This is a genomic window from Micromonospora sp. NPDC003241 (genome assembly GCF_053589795.1).
Genome location: NZ_JBSFSO010000041.1, coordinates 20,473 through 35,991 on the forward strand (window position 1 = coordinate 20,473; position 15,519 = coordinate 35,991).

The following is a 15,519-nucleotide window of genomic DNA, read 5'->3' on the forward strand; positions in this document are numbered from 1 at the left end:
TCCGAGGTCAGCGCTTCACGAAGGCGTAGGTCATCGGGTAGCGGTAGAGGGCGCCCTCGTTGGCCTTGACCCCGGCGATGATGCCGAAGATCACCGGCACGATCCAGACCAGGAACGGCACGAAGAACAGCAGGCCGCAGGTGATCGCGGTGAGCACCCAACTGAGCAACCCGGCGATCGCCCAGGTGATCTGGAAGTTCACGGCGGCCACCGAGTGCGCCCGGACCACCGGGCTCTGCTGGCCCCGGGTCATCATCGCGATCAGCGGCGCGACCCAGCCCAGCAGACCTCCACCCACGATCACCCCGAGCGGGCCACCGAAGTGGGCGATCAGCGTCCAGGTCTTGTCCTCGTTGTTGGCGTAGCCGCCGCCGGGGGGACCGTAACCACCCGTCGGGTACCCGACACCGGGTGCGCCACCCGGCGGGTACTCGCCCGGCGGGGGATAGCCACCCGGCGGCGGGTAGCCACCGGGCGGCGGATAGTCACCGGGCGGGCCGTAACCACCGGGCGGGCCGTAGCCACCGGGCGGCGGGGGCTGGTCGCCGGTGGGCGGCGGATAGTCGCCGGGCGGGGGATAGCCGGGCTGGCCGGAGGAGCCCGACAGTGGAGAAGTGGGGTCGTCGCCGGACCCGGGAGGACGAGGTGGTTCAGTCATGTGGTCACGGTAGGTGCCAGCGGCAACGGACGCACTAGCGACACCGGGGCGTGTCAACCCGTCGGCCGGTTTCCGCCACGACCGGGATGACTTGATCATCGCGGGCACGGGAACCCCGACGTAGACTGGCACTCGCTACAGTCGAGTGCCAGAGTGTTCCTCTGGCACTCTGGGCGCTCCGGGCTGACCTGCGACAGGAGGTGGGGAGGATGGGTCTCGACGACCGGAAACTCGCCGTGCTCCGGGCGATCGTCGAGGACTACGTCGCCACCCAGGAGCCGGTCGGCAGCAAGGCGCTCGTGGAACGGCACCAACTCGGCGTGTCCCCGGCCACCGTGCGCAACGACATGGCCGTGCTGGAGGAGGAGGGCTACATCCGCCAGCCGCACACCAGTGCCGGGCGGGTGCCCACCGATCGCGGCTACCGCCTCTTCGTCGACCGGCTCAGTCGGGTCAAGCCGCTCAGCCCGGCCGAACGCCGGGCGATCGAACGGTTCCTGGTCGGCGCGGTGGACCTCGACGACGTGGTGCACCGCACCGTACGCCTGCTCGCGCAACTGACCCGCCAGGTCGCCGTCGTGCAGTACCCGAGCCTGGCCCGCTCCACCGTCCGGCACCTGGAACTCGTGCCGATCTCCACCACCCGGCTGACGCTGGTGATGATCGCCGACACCGGCCGGGTCGAGCAGCGGCTTGTCGAACTGCCCGCGCCGGTCCCCGCCGACGACGTCCTGGACCTGCGCCGACTGGTCAACGAGAAGCTGGTCGGCACCCGCCTGTCCGACACGCCACCGCTGGTGCAGACACTCATCGACGAGTGTGCGCCGCACCTGCGGGCGGCCATGACCACGCTCTCCACCGTCCTGCTGGAGACCCTCGTCGAACGGCACGAGGAGCGGCTCGCCCTGGCCGGCACCGCCAACCTGGCCCGGGGCGGCCTGCTCGACTTCCAGGGGTCGCTGCGCCCCATCCTCGAAGCGCTCGAGGAGGAGGTGGTGCTGCTCAAGCTCATCGGCGAGGTCGAGCCGAGCACGCTGCGGGTCCGCATCGGCGACGAGAACCAGATCGACAACCTGCGGGCGGCGTCCGTGGTCAGCACCGGATACGGCCCGGGCGCGACCATCGTCGGGGGGATGGGCGTGCTGGGACCGACCCGGATGGACTACCCCGGAACAATCGCCACGGTGAGGGCCGTGGCACGCTACGTGGGCGAGCTGCTGGCCCAGAACTGACCAGTCAGGGCCGACGGCAGGCTGCCGCCACCGACCGGCGTAACGCGAGACGAACACGAGGACACGGAACCCAGTGGCCAGGGACTACTACGGCATTCTCGGCGTGAGCCGAGGGGCCTCCGACGACGAGATCAAGCGCGCCTACCGCAAGCTGGCGCGCCAGTTCCACCCGGACGTGAATCCGGACCCGGAGGCCCAGGAGAAGTTCAAGGACATCAACGCCGCGTACGAGGTGTTGTCCGACGACCGGAAACGGCAGATCGTCGACCTCGGTGGCGATCCGCTCGCACCGGGCGGCGGCGGGGCCGGCGGACCGGGCGGCCCCGGTGGCGCCGGACCCTTCGTCGGCTTCCAGGACATCATGGACGCCTTCTTCGGCGGGGCCACCGGCGCCGGGCGTGGCCCGCGACCGCGGACCCGGCCCGGGGCCGACGCGATCCTGCGGCTGGAACTGGACCTGCAGGAGACCGCCTTCGGGGTCGAGGCCCCGATCACGGTCGACACCGCGGTGCTCTGCACCACCTGCACCGGGGCCGGCACGGCCGCCGGCACCCACCTGGCCACCTGCGAGGCGTGCGGTGGCCGGGGCGAGGTGCAGTCGGTGCAGCGCACCTTCCTCGGCCAGGTGGTCTCCGCCCGGCCGTGCACGGTCTGCCAGGGCTACGGCACCACCGTCCCGCACCCCTGCCCCACCTGCGCCGGTGACGGCCGGGTCCGGACCCGCCGCTCGCTGACGGTGAAGATCCCGGCCGGCGTCGAGGACGGGATGCGGATCCGCCTCGCGCAGCAGGGCGAGGTCGGTCCGGGCGGCGGCACCGCCGGTGACCTCTACGTGGAGATCCACGAGCGGCCGCACGACGTCTTCTCCCGCAAGGGCGACGACCTGCACTGCCGGGTCACCGTGCCGATGACCGCCGCCGCGCTCGGCACCCGGCTGACCATCAAGACGCTGGACAGCGAGGAGCCGGTCGACGTGAAGCCGGGCACCCAGCCGGGCAGCACGCTGCGGCTACGGGCCCGGGGCGTACCGCACCTGCGCGGTGCCGGTCGGGGCGACCTCTACGTCCACCTCGACGTGCGTACCCCGACCAAGCTCGACGCCGACCAGGAGCGGATGCTGCGGGAGTTCGCCGTGACCCGGGGCGAGGAGGTCGCCGAGCTCAGCAAGCAGGGCGGCTTCTTCTCCCGGATGCGCGACGCCTTCAACGGTCACGCCTGAGGTGTCCGCACCGCTCTTCCTGGTCGAGTCGCTGCCCACCGGCGACTCGACGGTGCTCGACGGGCCGGAGGGCCATCACGCGGCCACCGTGCAGCGGCTCCGGGTCGGCGAGGAACTGCTGCTCGCCGACGGTCGGGGCGGCACCGCCGACGCCGTGGTCACCGCCGTCGGCCGAGGCACGCTCGACCTGGACATCACCGGTCGCGGGTACGTCGACGCGGCGAACCCGCGACTGGTGGTGGTGCAGGGCATCGCCAAGGGTGACCGGGGCGAGTTGGCCGTGCAGGCGATGACCGAGACGGGCGTGGACGAGATCGTGCCCTGGGCGGCGTCCCGCTCGGTGGTGCAGTGGCGCGGCGAACGAGGCGTACGCGCCCGGGGCAAGTGGGTGGCGACCGCCCGGGAGGCGGCCAAGCAGGCCCGCCGGGCGTGGCTGCCGGTGGTGGCCGGCGCCCCGGACGAGTCAAGCGCGTCGGTGGCCCGCCGGATCGCCGGTGCCGCCGCCGGCTACGTGTTGCACGAGGAGGCGAGCGACCGGCTGACCACCGTCGAGCTGCCCGACCGGGGCGAGATCGTGCTGGTGGTCGGCCCGGAAGGCGGCATCGGCCCGGCCGAGCTGACCTCCTTCCAGGAGGCCGGCGCGCAGCCGGTCCGACTCGGCCCGTCGGTGCTGCGTACCTCCACGGCCGGGGTGGCCGCCCTGGCCGTACTCGCCACCCGCCTGCTGCGCTGGTGACCGCGACCGGCCACGCCCGCGCGGCGCGGCCGGTACCTCGTGGTCGATGCGTTGTGGCCGGTACCTCGTGCTCGATGCGCTGTGGTCGATGCGTTGTGGCCGGGCCGGGGTGTGCGCCTCGGCCCCTTTGCGCTGCTTCACCGGACGCAACGGTTTGTGGTCGGACGCGGCGCTCTCCGGCCGGGGATCTCTAGGTGCGCAGGTAGGAGGCGCCGTTGAGGTCCACGATGGTGCCGGAGGCCCACTCCGCCTCGGGGCTGGCCAACCAGTGCACCGCCGCCGCGATCTCCTCGGGGCGGGCCACCCGGTCGAACGGGCTCTGTGCCCGGACCGCGTCGCCGCGCGGCGACTTCAGGTGCTCGTTGGTCATGTCGGTCGCCACGAAACCGGGCGCGACCGTGGCGACCGCGATGCCGTACGGCGCCAGGGCCACCGCGAGCGACTGGGCCATCGCGTTGAGCCCGGCCTTGCTGGCGCCGTACGCCGGGTTGGCGGGCTCGCCCCGGAACGCGCCGCGCGACGAGACGTTGACGATGCGCCCGCCGCCCGAGCGCATGTGCTGGGCCGCGCACCAGGCGGCGTTGGCGGCGCCGAGCAGGTTGGTGTCGAGGATCTCGCGCCACCGTCGCTGCCACTGCTCATAGCTGCTCTGGAAGACCGGATGCGGGGGATCGGCCGGGCCGAACACCCCGGCGTTGTTGACGAGTACGTCGAGCCCGCCCAGCCGTTCCGCCGCCTCGTCCACCATCGCCCGTACCGCGTCGGGGTCGGCCAGGTCGGCGCGGACCACCAGATGGCCGTCGCCGGGAAGCTCGGCCCGCAACGCCTCGGCCAGCTCCGCCGAGTCGCGGTGGTGGATCGCCACCCGGTCGCCGGAGGCGGCGAACGCCGTGACCACCGCCCGCCCGATGCCGCGTGAACCACCCGTGACCAGTACCGCCCGCCCTGCCATGCGCGCCATCCTGCCGCACCCGCCCGGATGTGAGGAAGGGACCCTTCCTATACACGAGGCGTTAGCAGGGGACCCTTCCTTACACTGCCCCGGTGAGTACTCCTGACTGCCTGTTCTGCCGGATCGTCGCCGGGGAGATCCCGGCCACCGTGGTCCGCGAGACCCCCACCACGCTCGCCTTCCGTGACATCGACCCGAAGGCGCCGGTGCACGTCCTGGTCATCCCCAAGGAGCACTACGCCGACGTGGCCACCCTGGCCGCCGGTGACCCGGCGCTGGCCGGTGAGGTGCTGGCCACGGCCGCTGCGGTGGCCGAGGACGAGGGGCTGCTCGGGGACGGCTTCCGGCTGATGTTCAACACCGGGGCGTACGGCGGCCAGGAGGTCTTCCACGTGCACGCGCACCTGTTGGGCGGTGCGCCGCTCGGGCCGATGCTGGCCCGGAGCGTGGCGTGACCACAGCCGCCACCGGTCGGCTCGACCGGATGGTGCGGCAGGTCCAGGCCCGGGGACGGGTGCCGGCCCTGGCGGCGGCAGTGCACCGGGCCGACCGCCCGCTGTGGACCTGCGCGGTCGGCGGCACCGGCAACGACACCGTGCTGGACGCGGACACCCGGTTCCGCATCGGGTCGGTGACCAAGACCTTCACCGCCGTGCTCGCCCTCCAGTGCCGCGACGACGGTCTGCTCGACCTGGACGATCCGCTGGACCGGCATCTGGACCTGCCGGCCCACGGCGAGCTGACCGTGCGTCGCCTGCTGTCGCACACCGCCGGCCTGCAACGGGAGCCGTACGGCGACGTCTGGGACACGCTGCGGGCGCCGGACGCCGACCGGCTGGTCGCCGAGCTGGTCCGGGCGGAGCGGGTGCTGCCGCCGGGCCGTCGCTACCACTACTCGAACCTGGGGATGGCCCTGCTCGGTCGGCTGGTCGGTCAGGTGCGGGGCGGGACCTGGGCCGAGGTGCTGACCGAGCGGGTACTCGTCCCGCTGGGGCTGACCGCGACCACGGTCGACCCGGGTCCCCGAGCGGCGACCGGGTTCCTGGTCGACGCGTACTCCGACGAGGCGCGTCCGGAGCCGCCGACCGACTTCGGCGCGGTCGGCCCCGCCGCGCAGCTGTGGAGCACCGCCGGTGACATGGCCCGCTGGGCGGCCTTCCTGGCCGATCCGGTGGCGCTGGACCCGACCGGCGCGGTGCTCGCGCCGGCCACGCTCGAACAGATGCGCTGGCCGGTGACGGTCACCGACGAGACGTCGTGGTCCGGCGGTTTCGGCCTGGGCCTGCTCCTGCTGCCGCAGGGCCAGCGGGTGGTGCACGTCGGGCACGACGGCGCGATGCCCGGGTTCCTCGCCGGGGTGTACGGCCGGCGAGGCGGCGAGGACGCTCCCGCCGCGTTCGGCGCCGCCGTGCTGGGCTCCTCCGGTACCGCCGTGGACGTGCTGGAGCTGCCGCACCGGCTGCTCGCCGCCTCGGTCGAGCACGACCCGGCCGACATCGTGCCGTGGCGGCCGGGCACACCGGCTCCGGAGCACCTGCGCGGGCTGCTCGGTCGCTGGTGGGGCGAGGGTTTCGAGTACGTCTTCGGCTGGCACGACGGTGCCCTGCAGGCCCAGGGTGCCGGTGACCCGTCGGAGAAGCCGCCGGCGGTCTTCGCGCCGGTGCCGGAGCAGTCGGACGTGTTCCGGACGGTCTCCGGGCGGGAGGTCGGCGAACTGCTCCGGCTGACCCGGGACTCCGCCGGCGAGGTGGTCCGGATGCACTGGGCGACCTACCGGTTCACCCGACGGCAGGAGACCTTCGACAGGTACGACTTCCGGGCCGGGAGCTGAGGAGTTTTGTCTACTTGTGCACCAGTCGTCGGATGGTGTGCCGGCTACTCGCCGTCGCCCGTGTGAGCAGGCGCACCGAGGGCCACGACCGGCCGTTCCCGGGGGAAATGGGCGGCGTGTCCGCGCCGTTGAACCGATACGATGGAGCCAACATCCGCACGCCGTGGCAGCAGGCCCGGCGCCGAGATCGAGAGCAGGTGGCGCAGGGCCCCTCGGCCCGACCTATGACCGGCACCCCACCTCCCGGCCCGCCCCGGGTGCAGACCAAGATCACGGTCCCCGACTCGAAGATCATGGTCAACCTTCTCGGCGCGGGTGACGAGATCCTGCGACTGGTCGAGCGCTCCGTGAACAGTGACGTGCACGTACGCGGCAACGAAATCACGATCACCGGTGCCCCCGCCGACAACGCTCTCGCCGAGCGGATCTTCAGCGAACTCCTCGAACTGATCGAGAAAGGCGAGACCCTGACCACAGACGCCGTCCGGCGTACCGTCGGCATGCTCGAACAGGGCGGCGCGGAGCGGCCCGCAGAGGTCCTGACGCTCAACATCCTGTCCCGGCGTGGGCGGACCATCCGTCCCAAGACGCTCGGGCAGAAGCGCTACGTCGACGCGATCGACGGGCACACCATCGTCTTCGGCATCGGCCCGGCCGGCACCGGCAAGACCTACCTCGCCATGGCGAAGGCGGTCCAGGCGTTGCAGGCCAAGCAGGTCAACCGGATCATCCTGACCCGACCGGCGGTCGAGGCGGGGGAGCGGCTGGGTTTCCTACCCGGCACGCTCAACGAGAAGATCGACCCCTACCTGCGTCCGCTCTACGACGCGCTGCACGACATGCTGGACCCGGAGACCATCCCGAAGCTGATGGCGGCGGGCACCATCGAGGTCGCCCCGCTGGCATACATGCGCGGTAGGGCACAGCCGTACGACGCGCGGGTCCTGACGCCGGAGGGCTTCAAACCGTTCGGATCGCTCCGGATCGGCGATCTGGTCATCGGGTCGGACGGGACGCCCACGCCGGTGATCGGGATCTACCCGCAGGGGCTCAAGAAGGTCTACCGGGTCACCACCCAGGACGGGGCGTCCACCCTGTGCTGTGGCGAACACCTCTGGACCGTCGCCACGCCGGAGGACAAACGGCGCGGCCGTCGGCGCACCCTGGAGACCCAGGAGATGGTCGGCCAGGAGTGGCGGGGTCACACCCGGCGCTACGAGCTTCCGGTCGTCGCGCCCGTGCACCTGGAGCCGCAGGACGTTCCGCTCGATCCGTACGTGCTCGGTCTGCTGCTGGGGGACGGCTCCATCTCGTGCCGGACGACGCCGGGTTTCTGCACCGCGGACCCGGAGCTCGCCCACGCGATCGAGGAAACGCTCACCGACATCGAACTCGTTCGCAAGAGCGAGTACGACTACGTGCTCCGGCACGTGCACGGGCACCGCGGCGGGGTGATCGTGGCCAACCCGGTGACCGTCGCGCTCCGGGAGCTGGGTCTGGCCGGGGCCAGGTCGCGGACCAAGTTCGTGCCGGACGTCTACAAGCACAACAGCGTCGACGTCCGCCTGGCCGTCCTGCAGGGGCTGCTCGACACCGACGGTGGGCCCTCGACGCAGGCGGGACGCACCTGCCGCGTGCAGTATTCGACGACCTCTCCCCGGCTACGGGACGACGTCGTCTACCTCGTCCAGTCGTTGGGCGGTGTCGCCACGTGGGGCGTCCGAGCGGCGGAGGGTCGGAAACCCGGCCTGGCGAACGGCCGCTCGGTCGCCCATCGGGCCGACGCCTACGTGGTGGAGATCCGTCTACCCGAGGGTGTCCCACCCTTCCGGCTGGCCCGGAAGCGTCAGCGCTACGAGGAGCACGGTGGTGGCCGCCCGATGCGGTTCATCGACTCGATCATCCCGGCCGGGGTGCAGGAGACGATGTGCATCCAGGTGGCAGCGGAGGACTCGCTCTACGTCACCGACGAGTTCCTGGTCACCCACAACACGCTCAACGACGCGTTCATCATCCTCGACGAGGCGCAGAACACCACGCCCGAGCAGATGAAGATGTTCCTCACCCGGCTCGGGTTCGGCTCCAAGATCGTGGTGACCGGTGACGTCACCCAGGTGGACCTGCCCGGCGGGACGACCAGCGGGCTGCGCGTGGTCCGGGAGATCCTGGAGGGCGTCCCGGACGTGCACTTCGCGCAGCTCTCCAGCGCCGACGTGGTGCGGCACCGACTGGTCGGTGAGATCGTCGACGCGTACGCCCGGTGGGACGCCGAGCGGGAGAACCAGCAGGCCCAGGGCGTGCACGCGGTGGCCGGGCGTACTGCCCAGGGCAACCGCGCCGGCCGGCGCCGCTAGACCGAGGGAAGACAGTTGTCCATCGAGATCGCCAACGAGTCCGGTGTCGAGGTCGACACCGACGCCGTACTCGCCGTCGCCCGGCACGCGCTCGACGAGATGGGGGTCAACCCCCTCGCCGAGCTCTCCGTGCTGCTGGTCGACATCGACTACATGACCGAGCTGAACCATCGCTGGATGGGCGGCGACGGTCCCACCGACGTGCTCGCGTTCCCCATGGACGAGGGCAGCGTCGACCACGGGCCGGGGGAGAACGCCGCCGCCGGTGGCGAACCGGCCCTGCTCGGTGACATCGTGCTCTGCCCGGAGGTGGCGGCGAAACAGGCCGCGACCGCCGGGCACGGCGCCGCCGACGAGCTGCACCTGCTCACCGTGCACGGCGTGCTGCACCTGCTCGGCTACGACCACGCGGAGCCGGAGGAGGAGCGGGAGATGTTCGGGCTCCAGGCCCGGCTGCTGTCCAGTTGGCGGTCGACCCGCTCCCGGTGATGGACACTGTGCTGGCCGCGCCCGCCACCGGCCTACCCGATCTGCAACTGCTCGTCTTCGCGGCCGGGCTGGTGGTGCTCGCCGGCCTGATCGCGATGACCGAGGCTGCCCTGGCCGCGGTCTCCCCGGCCCGCGCCGCCGAACTGGCCCGTGACGGAGCCCGGGGAGCCCGTACGCTCCAGGCGGTCGCCGGTGACGTGGTCCGTCACCTCAACCTCCTGCTGCTGCTCCGGCTGCTCGCCGAGCTGACCGCCACCACGCTGGTGGCGCTGGTCGCGGTGGACACCTTCGGCGCGGGCTGGCGGGCGGCACTGATCACCGCCGGGGCGATGACCGTGGTCAGCTTCGTGGTGGTCGGCGTCGGTCCGCGTACCCTCGGCCGGCAGCACGCGTACGCGGTGGGCCGTTCGGCCGCGCCGCTGGTGCGCTGGCTGGGCCGGGTGCTGAATCCGCTCGCGTCGCTGCTGATCCTGATCGGCAACGCGGTGACGCCCGGGCGCGGTTTCCGCGAGGGGCCGTTCGCCACCCAGGTCGAGCTGCGCGAACTGGTCGACCTCGCCGAGCAGCGGGGCGTGGTGGAGCACGGCGAACGGCAGATGATCTACTCGGTCTTCGCCCTCGGCGACACCATCGCCCGCGAGGTGATGGTGCCGCGTACCGAGATGGTGTGGATCGAGTCGGGTAAGAACCTGTCCCAGGCGCTCGCGTTGTTCCTGCGCTCCGGCTTCTCCCGGATCCCGGTGATCGGCGAGAGCGTCGACGACGTGCTCGGCATCCTCTATCTCAAGGACCTGATCCGGCATACCCAGGGCGGGGCCGCCGAGGACGCACAGCTCCCGGTCGCCGAGCTGATGCGGCCGGCGACCTTCGTGCCGGAGTCCAAGCCCGTCGACGACCTGCTCTCCGAGATGCAGGCCGCCCGCAACCACCTGGTCATCGTGGTCGACGAGTACGGCGGCACCGGTGGTCTGGTCACCATCGAGGACATCCTCGAAGAGATCGTCGGTGAGATCACCGACGAGTACGACGTCGAGCGCCCGCCGATCGAGCAGTTGCCGGACGGCGCGGTGCGGGTCACCGCCCGGCTGCCGGTGGAGGCGCTCGGCGAGCTGTTCGACACCGAGCTGCCACACGACGAGGTCGAGACGGTGGGCGGTCTGCTCGCCCAGTCCCTCGGCCGGGTGCCGATTCCCGGCGCCGAGGCGGAGGTGTCCGGCCTGCGGCTGATCGCCGAGGGCACCACCGGCCGCCGCAACCGGATCGACACGGTGCTGGTGCACCGGATCGAGCCGTCCGACACGCAGGAGAACCCGGGTGGCGAGGCGACGGCCTCCCGGGGCGACACCGACCGATCCGAGGAGAGGCTGCCCGCCGATGCCTGAGTCACCCGCCGTACCGACCGCCCTGCCCGCCGAGGCCGAACTGAGCGCCGAGGACGGCAAGCTGGTCATCCTCGCCCGGGGTGCCCGGGGTCGGGTGGGTGCCGTGGAGGGCGCGGCCGTCCGGGACCAGGACGGTCGCACGTACGCGGCGGCGAGCGTGTCGTTGCCCTCGCTGACCATCACCGCGCTCCAGTTGGCGGTCGCCTCGGCGGCTGCGGCGGGTGCCACCCGGCTGGAGGCCGCCGTGGTGGTGACCGAGGCGTCCACCCTGGACGGCGCCGGCTACGCGGCCGTACGCGATCTGGCCGCCGACGCCCCGGTCCACCTCGCCGCCCCCGACGGCACGGTCCTCGGCACGGTGACCGCATGAGCCGCGACCACGTCGGAGTGCCGGCATGAGCGAGCGGAGTGCGGGCATGAGCGCGCGGGACGCCGGTCCGGGCGAGCGGGACTATCGGGCCGGGTTCGCCTGTTTCGTGGGGCGGCCGAACGCCGGCAAGTCCACGCTGACCAACGCGATCGTCGGGCAGAAGATCGCCATCACGTCGAACAAGCCGCAGACCACCCGGCACGTCATCCGCGCGGTGCTGCACCGGCCGGACTCGCAGTTGGTGCTGGTCGACACGCCGGGCCTGCACCGGCCGCGTACGTTGCTCGGGGAGCGGCTCAACGACCTGGTGCGGCAGACCTGGAGCGAGGTCGACGTGATCGGCCTCTGCATCCCGGCCGACGAGCCGGTCGGTCGTGGTGACCGGTTCATCACCGGGGAGCTGGCCGAGCTGAAGGCGACCGTGCTGGCGGTGGTCACCAAGACCGACCTGGTCGACAAGAAGCGGCTGGCCGAGCAGTTGCTGGCCGTCAGCGAGCTGGGCGAGTTCGCGGAGGTGGTGCCGGTCAGCGCGGTCTCCGGGCACCAGGTGGACACCCTGGTCGAGGTGATGACGGGGTATCTCCCCGAGTCCCCGCAGCTCTATCCGGACGACATGCTCACCGACGACCCGGAGCAGGTGCTGGTCGCCGAGCTGATCCGGGAGGCGGCGCTGGAGGGCGTACGCGACGAGCTGCCGCACTCCATCGCCGTGGTGGTCGAGGAGATGATCCCCGAGGGCCGCCTGATGAAGATCTACGCCGACGTGTACGTCGAGCGGTCGAGCCAGAAGGCGATCGTGATCGGGCACCGGGGCGCGCGGCTCAAGGCGGTGGGCACCGCCGCGCGGCGGCAGATCGAGGAGCTGTTGGGCACCAAGATTTATCTCGACCTGCACGTCCGGGTGGCCAAGGACTGGCAGCGCGATCCGAAGCAGTTGCGCAAGCTCGGTTTCTGAACGGCTCCGCCGCGTACCGGACGAAATGGACGACGAGCGCCTCAGCGTCTGATCGGTACCGGTCAGGCATATGGGAAGTTTCACTATACCGCTGGGTAGTTGGTCGTTTCCGCGGCGCGCATCAGAGGGTAGGGAGGGTATGCCTCTGCCCCCGGACATAGATGCAGGCTGATGCGAAACCGTTACCTTGACCTGTTGCGTGCACTGGCCATCGTGCGGGTCGTCGTCTACCACGTCACTGGCTGGGCGTCGCTGACCGTGCTGTTCCCGGCGATGTCGGTGATGTTCGCGATGGCCGGGTCGTTGATGGCCGCCACGTTGTACCGGGTCGGCCCGTCGGCGGTGGGGCGGCGGCTGCGGCGACTGCTTCCGTCGCTCTGGGTGGTCGCCGCCATCTTCGTACCGGCGATGCTGCTCACCGGGCTGCCGCTGACCCCCAAGGTGTTGTTCTGGCTGTTCCCGGTCGTCGATCCACCGGCGAACTACTGGGGTGCGCTGGCGCTGAGCCCGATCTGGTACCTGCGGGACTACCTCTGGTTCGTGCTCGCCTCGCCGATCGCCATCTGGCTGTTCCGGCGGTTCCCGCTGCCCACCCTGCTCGCCCCCTACTTCCTGCTGATCTGCATCGAGTTCGGCATCTATCAGAACCCGCACGGCGTGCTGCGCGAGTTCGGCCTCTACTTCGGCGCGTGGCTGCTGGGCTTCGCCCACCAGGCGGGCATGCTGCGCCGGATGACGAACCGGGTGCTGGTGCCGGTCGTCCTGACGCTCGCGGCGACCGGCGGCGCCTGGATCCTCGCCAATCCCGGCCCGCGTGGTTACGACCTGAACGACATCCCGCTCGGCAACGCCCTCTGGTCGGCCGCGTTCATCCTGGTGGCGCTCGGCCGAGCGCCGTCGGCCGCCGCCTGGGTGGACCGCAACGAGCTGATCGGGCGCGCGGTCACCGTGCTGAACCGGCGGGCGCTGACCGTCTATCTCTGGCACATGGCCTTCGTGGTCGCGCTCACGCCGCTGGTGGACGTGGTCGGCTGGTCGCACCAGAACCTGCTGGGCCAGGTCATCCGGGTGGTGTTGGTCTTCGCCCTGGTGGGCGTGGTGACCGCGGCGTTCGGCTGGGTCGAGGACGTGGCGGCGCAGCGCCCGCCGGAGCTGATCCCCGGTGGGCGTCCGTCGTCGGCCCGCCCGCAGGCCGCACCGCGTCGGCCGGTGGGTGATCCGACCCCGGACGGGCGTTCGGGACCCGGTGGCGAGATGCTGCGGATCGATCGCGGGCGTCCGGGAACCGGTGGGGAGAGACCGACCGATGGCGGCCCTCCGGGATCCGGCGGGGAAGCGCCGGCCGATGGCGACCGGACCGGCGCGGAGGAGCCGGTCGGTGCCGGCCGTGCCGCCGGTCGGGCCGCCCAGCGGCGGGAGGAGTCCGTTCCGGGGCAGCGAGGGCGCAGCGGCGACGTCAGCGGGACGTGACCGCGAGGTCGCCGCTACCGGTCGCGACGTCGAGGACGAGCTTCGCGGTGGGGTCGTGCGGTACGCCGAGGTCGGCCGAGCCCGAGCCGACCGTCGAGAACACCTGGTAGGCGCCGGCCGGCACGGTCAACTCGACGTTCCCGCTGGACGCGTGCGCGCGGGCGGGGGCGGGTCGGTTCAGCTCCACGGTGACGTTGCCGGATCGGGCCTCCGCGTCCACCTCGCCACCGAGCCGGTTCGCGGTGATGTTGCCGGACCCGCTGCGGAGCACCACCGGCTCGGTCACGTCGTACACCTCGATGTTGCCGGAGCCGGTTTCCACCCGGACCGGGCCGGCGGCGCCGGCCACCCGGACGTCGCCGGAGCCGACGGTGACCTCCACCGTGCCGACCCGGCTCAGGTCGACTTCGCCGGAGCCGGTCTCGCCCCGCACACTGACCCCCTCGCCGGTGGTGACCTCGTAGGAGACGCTGCACCGGTTGCCGCAGGAGGTGTCCAGCACCAGTTCCGTGCCGGTGATCTCGTACGACGTGCGCGGCTGGTTGCCCTGGTAGCGCACCACGCGCTTGATGCGGACTCCGTCCACTCCGCCGTCGGCGCGGACCACCACGTCACCGGCGCCGGGCAGGAGCCGGATCGCGGTGATCCGGGTGGACTCGGTGTTGTCGAAGTCCAGCCGGCCGAAGGAGAGGTTGTCACACCCGGCGAGGACGATCAGGGCGGTGGCCGCGACCGCCGCCACGAATCCTCGGCGGGCGGTGCCGCCCCGACGGGACGAGGCGCCCCGACGGTCGGTGCCGCCCCGGCGGGAGGACGCGATCCGGCGGGTGGTGGCGGCCGGGTGTGGCGTGGCGGTCCGGCGCGCCGGGGTGGTCGGGTGCAGAGCCATGTCGAGCACGCTACGTCCGGTGCCGTCCGACGCACATCGGGGTAAGACGGCCCGCCTACCCCGAGCGGACCCTGAGATCCGACCCGGGTGCAGACCCGCACTCCGATGGGAAGGGAGCGGGGAGGGAGAATGACGCGATGGCCGGGTACCGCCGACAGCTCTACCGCGACGACGCGGTGGTGCTGCGTGTGCAGAAACTCGGCGAGTCGGACCGGATCATCACCCTGCTCACCCGGCGGCACGGCCGGCTGCGCGCGGTCGCCCGGGGGGTACGCCGCACCACCTCGAAGTTCGGTGCCCGGCTGGAGCCCTTCGGTCACGTCGACCTGCAACTCGCCGGTGACCCCAAAGGCGAGTTGGGCAGTTCGCTGCACAGCGTCAGCCAGGTCGAGGGGATCGACCTGTACGGCAAGCGGTTCCTCGGTGACTACCCCCGCTACACGGCGGCCAGCGCCATCGCCGAGACCGCCGAACGCCTCACCCCGGTGGAGCGGGAGCCGTCGCTGCGGCTGTTCCAGCTCACCCTGGGCGCGCTGAAGGCGCTGGCCGAGGGCAGCCACGCGACGACGCTGGTGCTCGACGCGTACCTGCTGCGCGGCATGGCGCTGGCCGGTTGGGCACCGGCGCTGACCGCCTGCGCGGTCTGCGGCACCCCGGGGCAGCACCGGGCGTTCTCCGTACCCGCCGGTGGCGCGGTCTGCCCGGACTGCCGACCGCCCGGCGCGTCCCATCCGGCCCCGGCCACCATCGACCTGATGTCCGCCCTGACCACCGGTGACTGGCGGATCGCCGACGCCACCGAGACCGGCGTCCGCCGGGAGTGCAGCGGCCTGGTCGCGGCGCACCTGCAGTGGCACCTGGAGCGCGCGCTACGCTCGCTGCCGCTGGTGGACCGGGGCGGCCCGGCCACCGGCACGGTCCGACCCGGTGGCGGACGCGCCGGGGCGGCCCCGCCGCGCGACCCGGCCGGCGAGGGCTGACG

The 15,519-nt window shown here is 72.1% G+C and carries 14 protein-coding genes and 3 pseudogenes; 14 read left to right on the forward strand and 3 right to left on the reverse strand.

The features are described 5' to 3' along the window. Positions 1 to 7: 7 nt before the first annotated feature. Complete coding sequence (locus ACWDVW_RS25695; protein ID WP_449953576.1) at positions 8 to 658, reverse strand: DUF4870 domain-containing protein; 651 nt, start codon at positions 656 to 658, stop codon at positions 8 to 10. A 209-nt stretch (positions 659 to 867) separates the two neighbouring features. On the opposite strand from ACWDVW_RS25695, the gene hrcA reads away from it, so the two are divergent. The 3 genes from hrcA (at position 868) to ACWDVW_RS25710 (ending at position 3,845) form a co-directional block, all read left to right on the forward strand. Further along, positions 868 to 1,890, forward strand: coding sequence for a heat-inducible transcriptional repressor HrcA (gene hrcA / locus ACWDVW_RS25700; protein ID WP_131053813.1), 1,023 nt, complete (start codon positions 868 to 870; stop codon positions 1,888 to 1,890). Positions 1,891 to 1,963: 73 nt separating this feature from the next. Beyond that, the gene (dnaJ, locus tag ACWDVW_RS25705) at positions 1,964 to 3,109 is read left to right on the forward strand and encodes a molecular chaperone DnaJ (protein WP_449953579.1); all 1,146 of its coding nucleotides are present in this window, start codon (positions 1,964 to 1,966) and stop codon (positions 3,107 to 3,109) included. Position 3,110: 1 nt separating this feature from the next. Continuing rightward, positions 3,111 to 3,845: a 16S rRNA (uracil(1498)-N(3))-methyltransferase gene (locus ACWDVW_RS25710; RefSeq protein ID WP_396751111.1), complete on the forward strand. Its 735-nt coding sequence runs from the start codon at positions 3,111 to 3,113 to the stop codon at positions 3,843 to 3,845. Positions 3,846 to 4,035: 190 nt separating this feature from the next. Here ACWDVW_RS25710 and ACWDVW_RS25715 read toward each other — a convergent pair whose 3' ends face one another. Further along, the gene (locus ACWDVW_RS25715; RefSeq protein WP_449953583.1) at positions 4,036 to 4,797 is read right to left on the reverse strand and encodes an SDR family NAD(P)-dependent oxidoreductase; all 762 of its coding nucleotides are present in this window, start codon (positions 4,795 to 4,797) and stop codon (positions 4,036 to 4,038) included. Between the two features lie 92 nt (positions 4,798 to 4,889). Between ACWDVW_RS25715 and ACWDVW_RS25720 the strand changes: the two genes are divergently transcribed. The 10 genes and pseudogenes from ACWDVW_RS25720 (at position 4,890) to ACWDVW_RS25765 (ending at position 13,648) form a co-directional block, all read left to right on the forward strand. Further along, positions 4,890 to 5,252: a histidine triad nucleotide-binding protein gene (locus ACWDVW_RS25720; RefSeq protein WP_176095306.1), complete on the forward strand. Its 363-nt coding sequence runs from the start codon at positions 4,890 to 4,892 to the stop codon at positions 5,250 to 5,252. 29 nt (positions 5,253 to 5,281) lie between these two features. Continuing rightward, the gene (locus ACWDVW_RS25725) at positions 5,282 to 6,628 is read left to right on the forward strand and encodes a serine hydrolase domain-containing protein (RefSeq protein ID WP_449953650.1); all 1,347 of its coding nucleotides are present in this window, start codon (positions 5,282 to 5,284) and stop codon (positions 6,626 to 6,628) included. 224 nt (positions 6,629 to 6,852) lie between these two features. Further along, positions 6,853 to 7,704 (forward strand): annotated as a pseudogene (locus ACWDVW_RS25730) (PhoH family protein); the annotation flags it as partial. 102 nt (positions 7,705 to 7,806) lie between these two features. After that, positions 7,807 to 8,337, forward strand: a pseudogene (locus ACWDVW_RS25735) (LAGLIDADG family homing endonuclease); the annotation flags it as partial. 282 nt (positions 8,338 to 8,619) lie between these two features. Beyond that, a pseudogene (locus ACWDVW_RS25740) lies at positions 8,620 to 8,982 on the forward strand (PhoH family protein); the annotation flags it as partial. Positions 8,983 to 8,997: 15 nt separating this feature from the next. Further along, positions 8,998 to 9,471 carry an rRNA maturation RNase YbeY gene (ybeY, locus tag ACWDVW_RS25745; protein ID WP_131053820.1) on the forward strand — a complete coding sequence of 158 codons (474 nt, stop codon included), beginning with the start codon at positions 8,998 to 9,000 and terminating at the stop codon, positions 9,469 to 9,471. Then, positions 9,447 to 10,853 (forward strand): hemolysin family protein, encoded by a 1,407-nt coding sequence (locus tag ACWDVW_RS25750; protein WP_449953586.1) that lies wholly within the window; start codon positions 9,447 to 9,449, stop codon positions 10,851 to 10,853. The genes ybeY and ACWDVW_RS25750 overlap by 25 nt, the downstream gene beginning before the upstream one ends. After that, entirely contained in the window at positions 10,846 to 11,223 is a 378-nt protein-coding gene (locus tag ACWDVW_RS25755; RefSeq protein WP_131053822.1) for a cytidine deaminase, read from the forward strand. The genes ACWDVW_RS25750 and ACWDVW_RS25755 overlap by 8 nt, the downstream gene beginning before the upstream one ends. Positions 11,224 to 11,269: 46 nt before the next feature. Then, a complete protein-coding gene (gene era / locus ACWDVW_RS25760) occupies positions 11,270 to 12,178 on the forward strand; it encodes a GTPase Era (RefSeq protein ID WP_449953653.1) in 909 nt (302 codons plus the stop codon). Positions 12,179 to 12,349: 171 nt separating this feature from the next. Next, positions 12,350 to 13,648 (forward strand): acyltransferase family protein, encoded by a 1,299-nt coding sequence (locus ACWDVW_RS25765; RefSeq protein WP_449953589.1) that lies wholly within the window; start codon positions 12,350 to 12,352, stop codon positions 13,646 to 13,648. Here the strand turns inward: ACWDVW_RS25765 and ACWDVW_RS25770 are convergent. Continuing rightward, positions 13,635 to 14,537 carry a DUF4097 family beta strand repeat-containing protein gene (locus ACWDVW_RS25770; RefSeq protein ID WP_449953592.1) on the reverse strand — a complete coding sequence of 301 codons (903 nt, stop codon included), beginning with the start codon at positions 14,535 to 14,537 and terminating at the stop codon, positions 13,635 to 13,637. The genes ACWDVW_RS25765 and ACWDVW_RS25770 overlap by 14 nt on opposite strands. A 137-nt stretch (positions 14,538 to 14,674) precedes the next feature. Between ACWDVW_RS25770 and recO the strand changes: the two genes are divergently transcribed. Further along, positions 14,675 to 15,517: a DNA repair protein RecO gene (gene recO, locus ACWDVW_RS25775; protein WP_396751124.1), complete on the forward strand. Its 843-nt coding sequence runs from the start codon at positions 14,675 to 14,677 to the stop codon at positions 15,515 to 15,517. Positions 15,518 to 15,519: the final 2 nt, after the last annotated feature.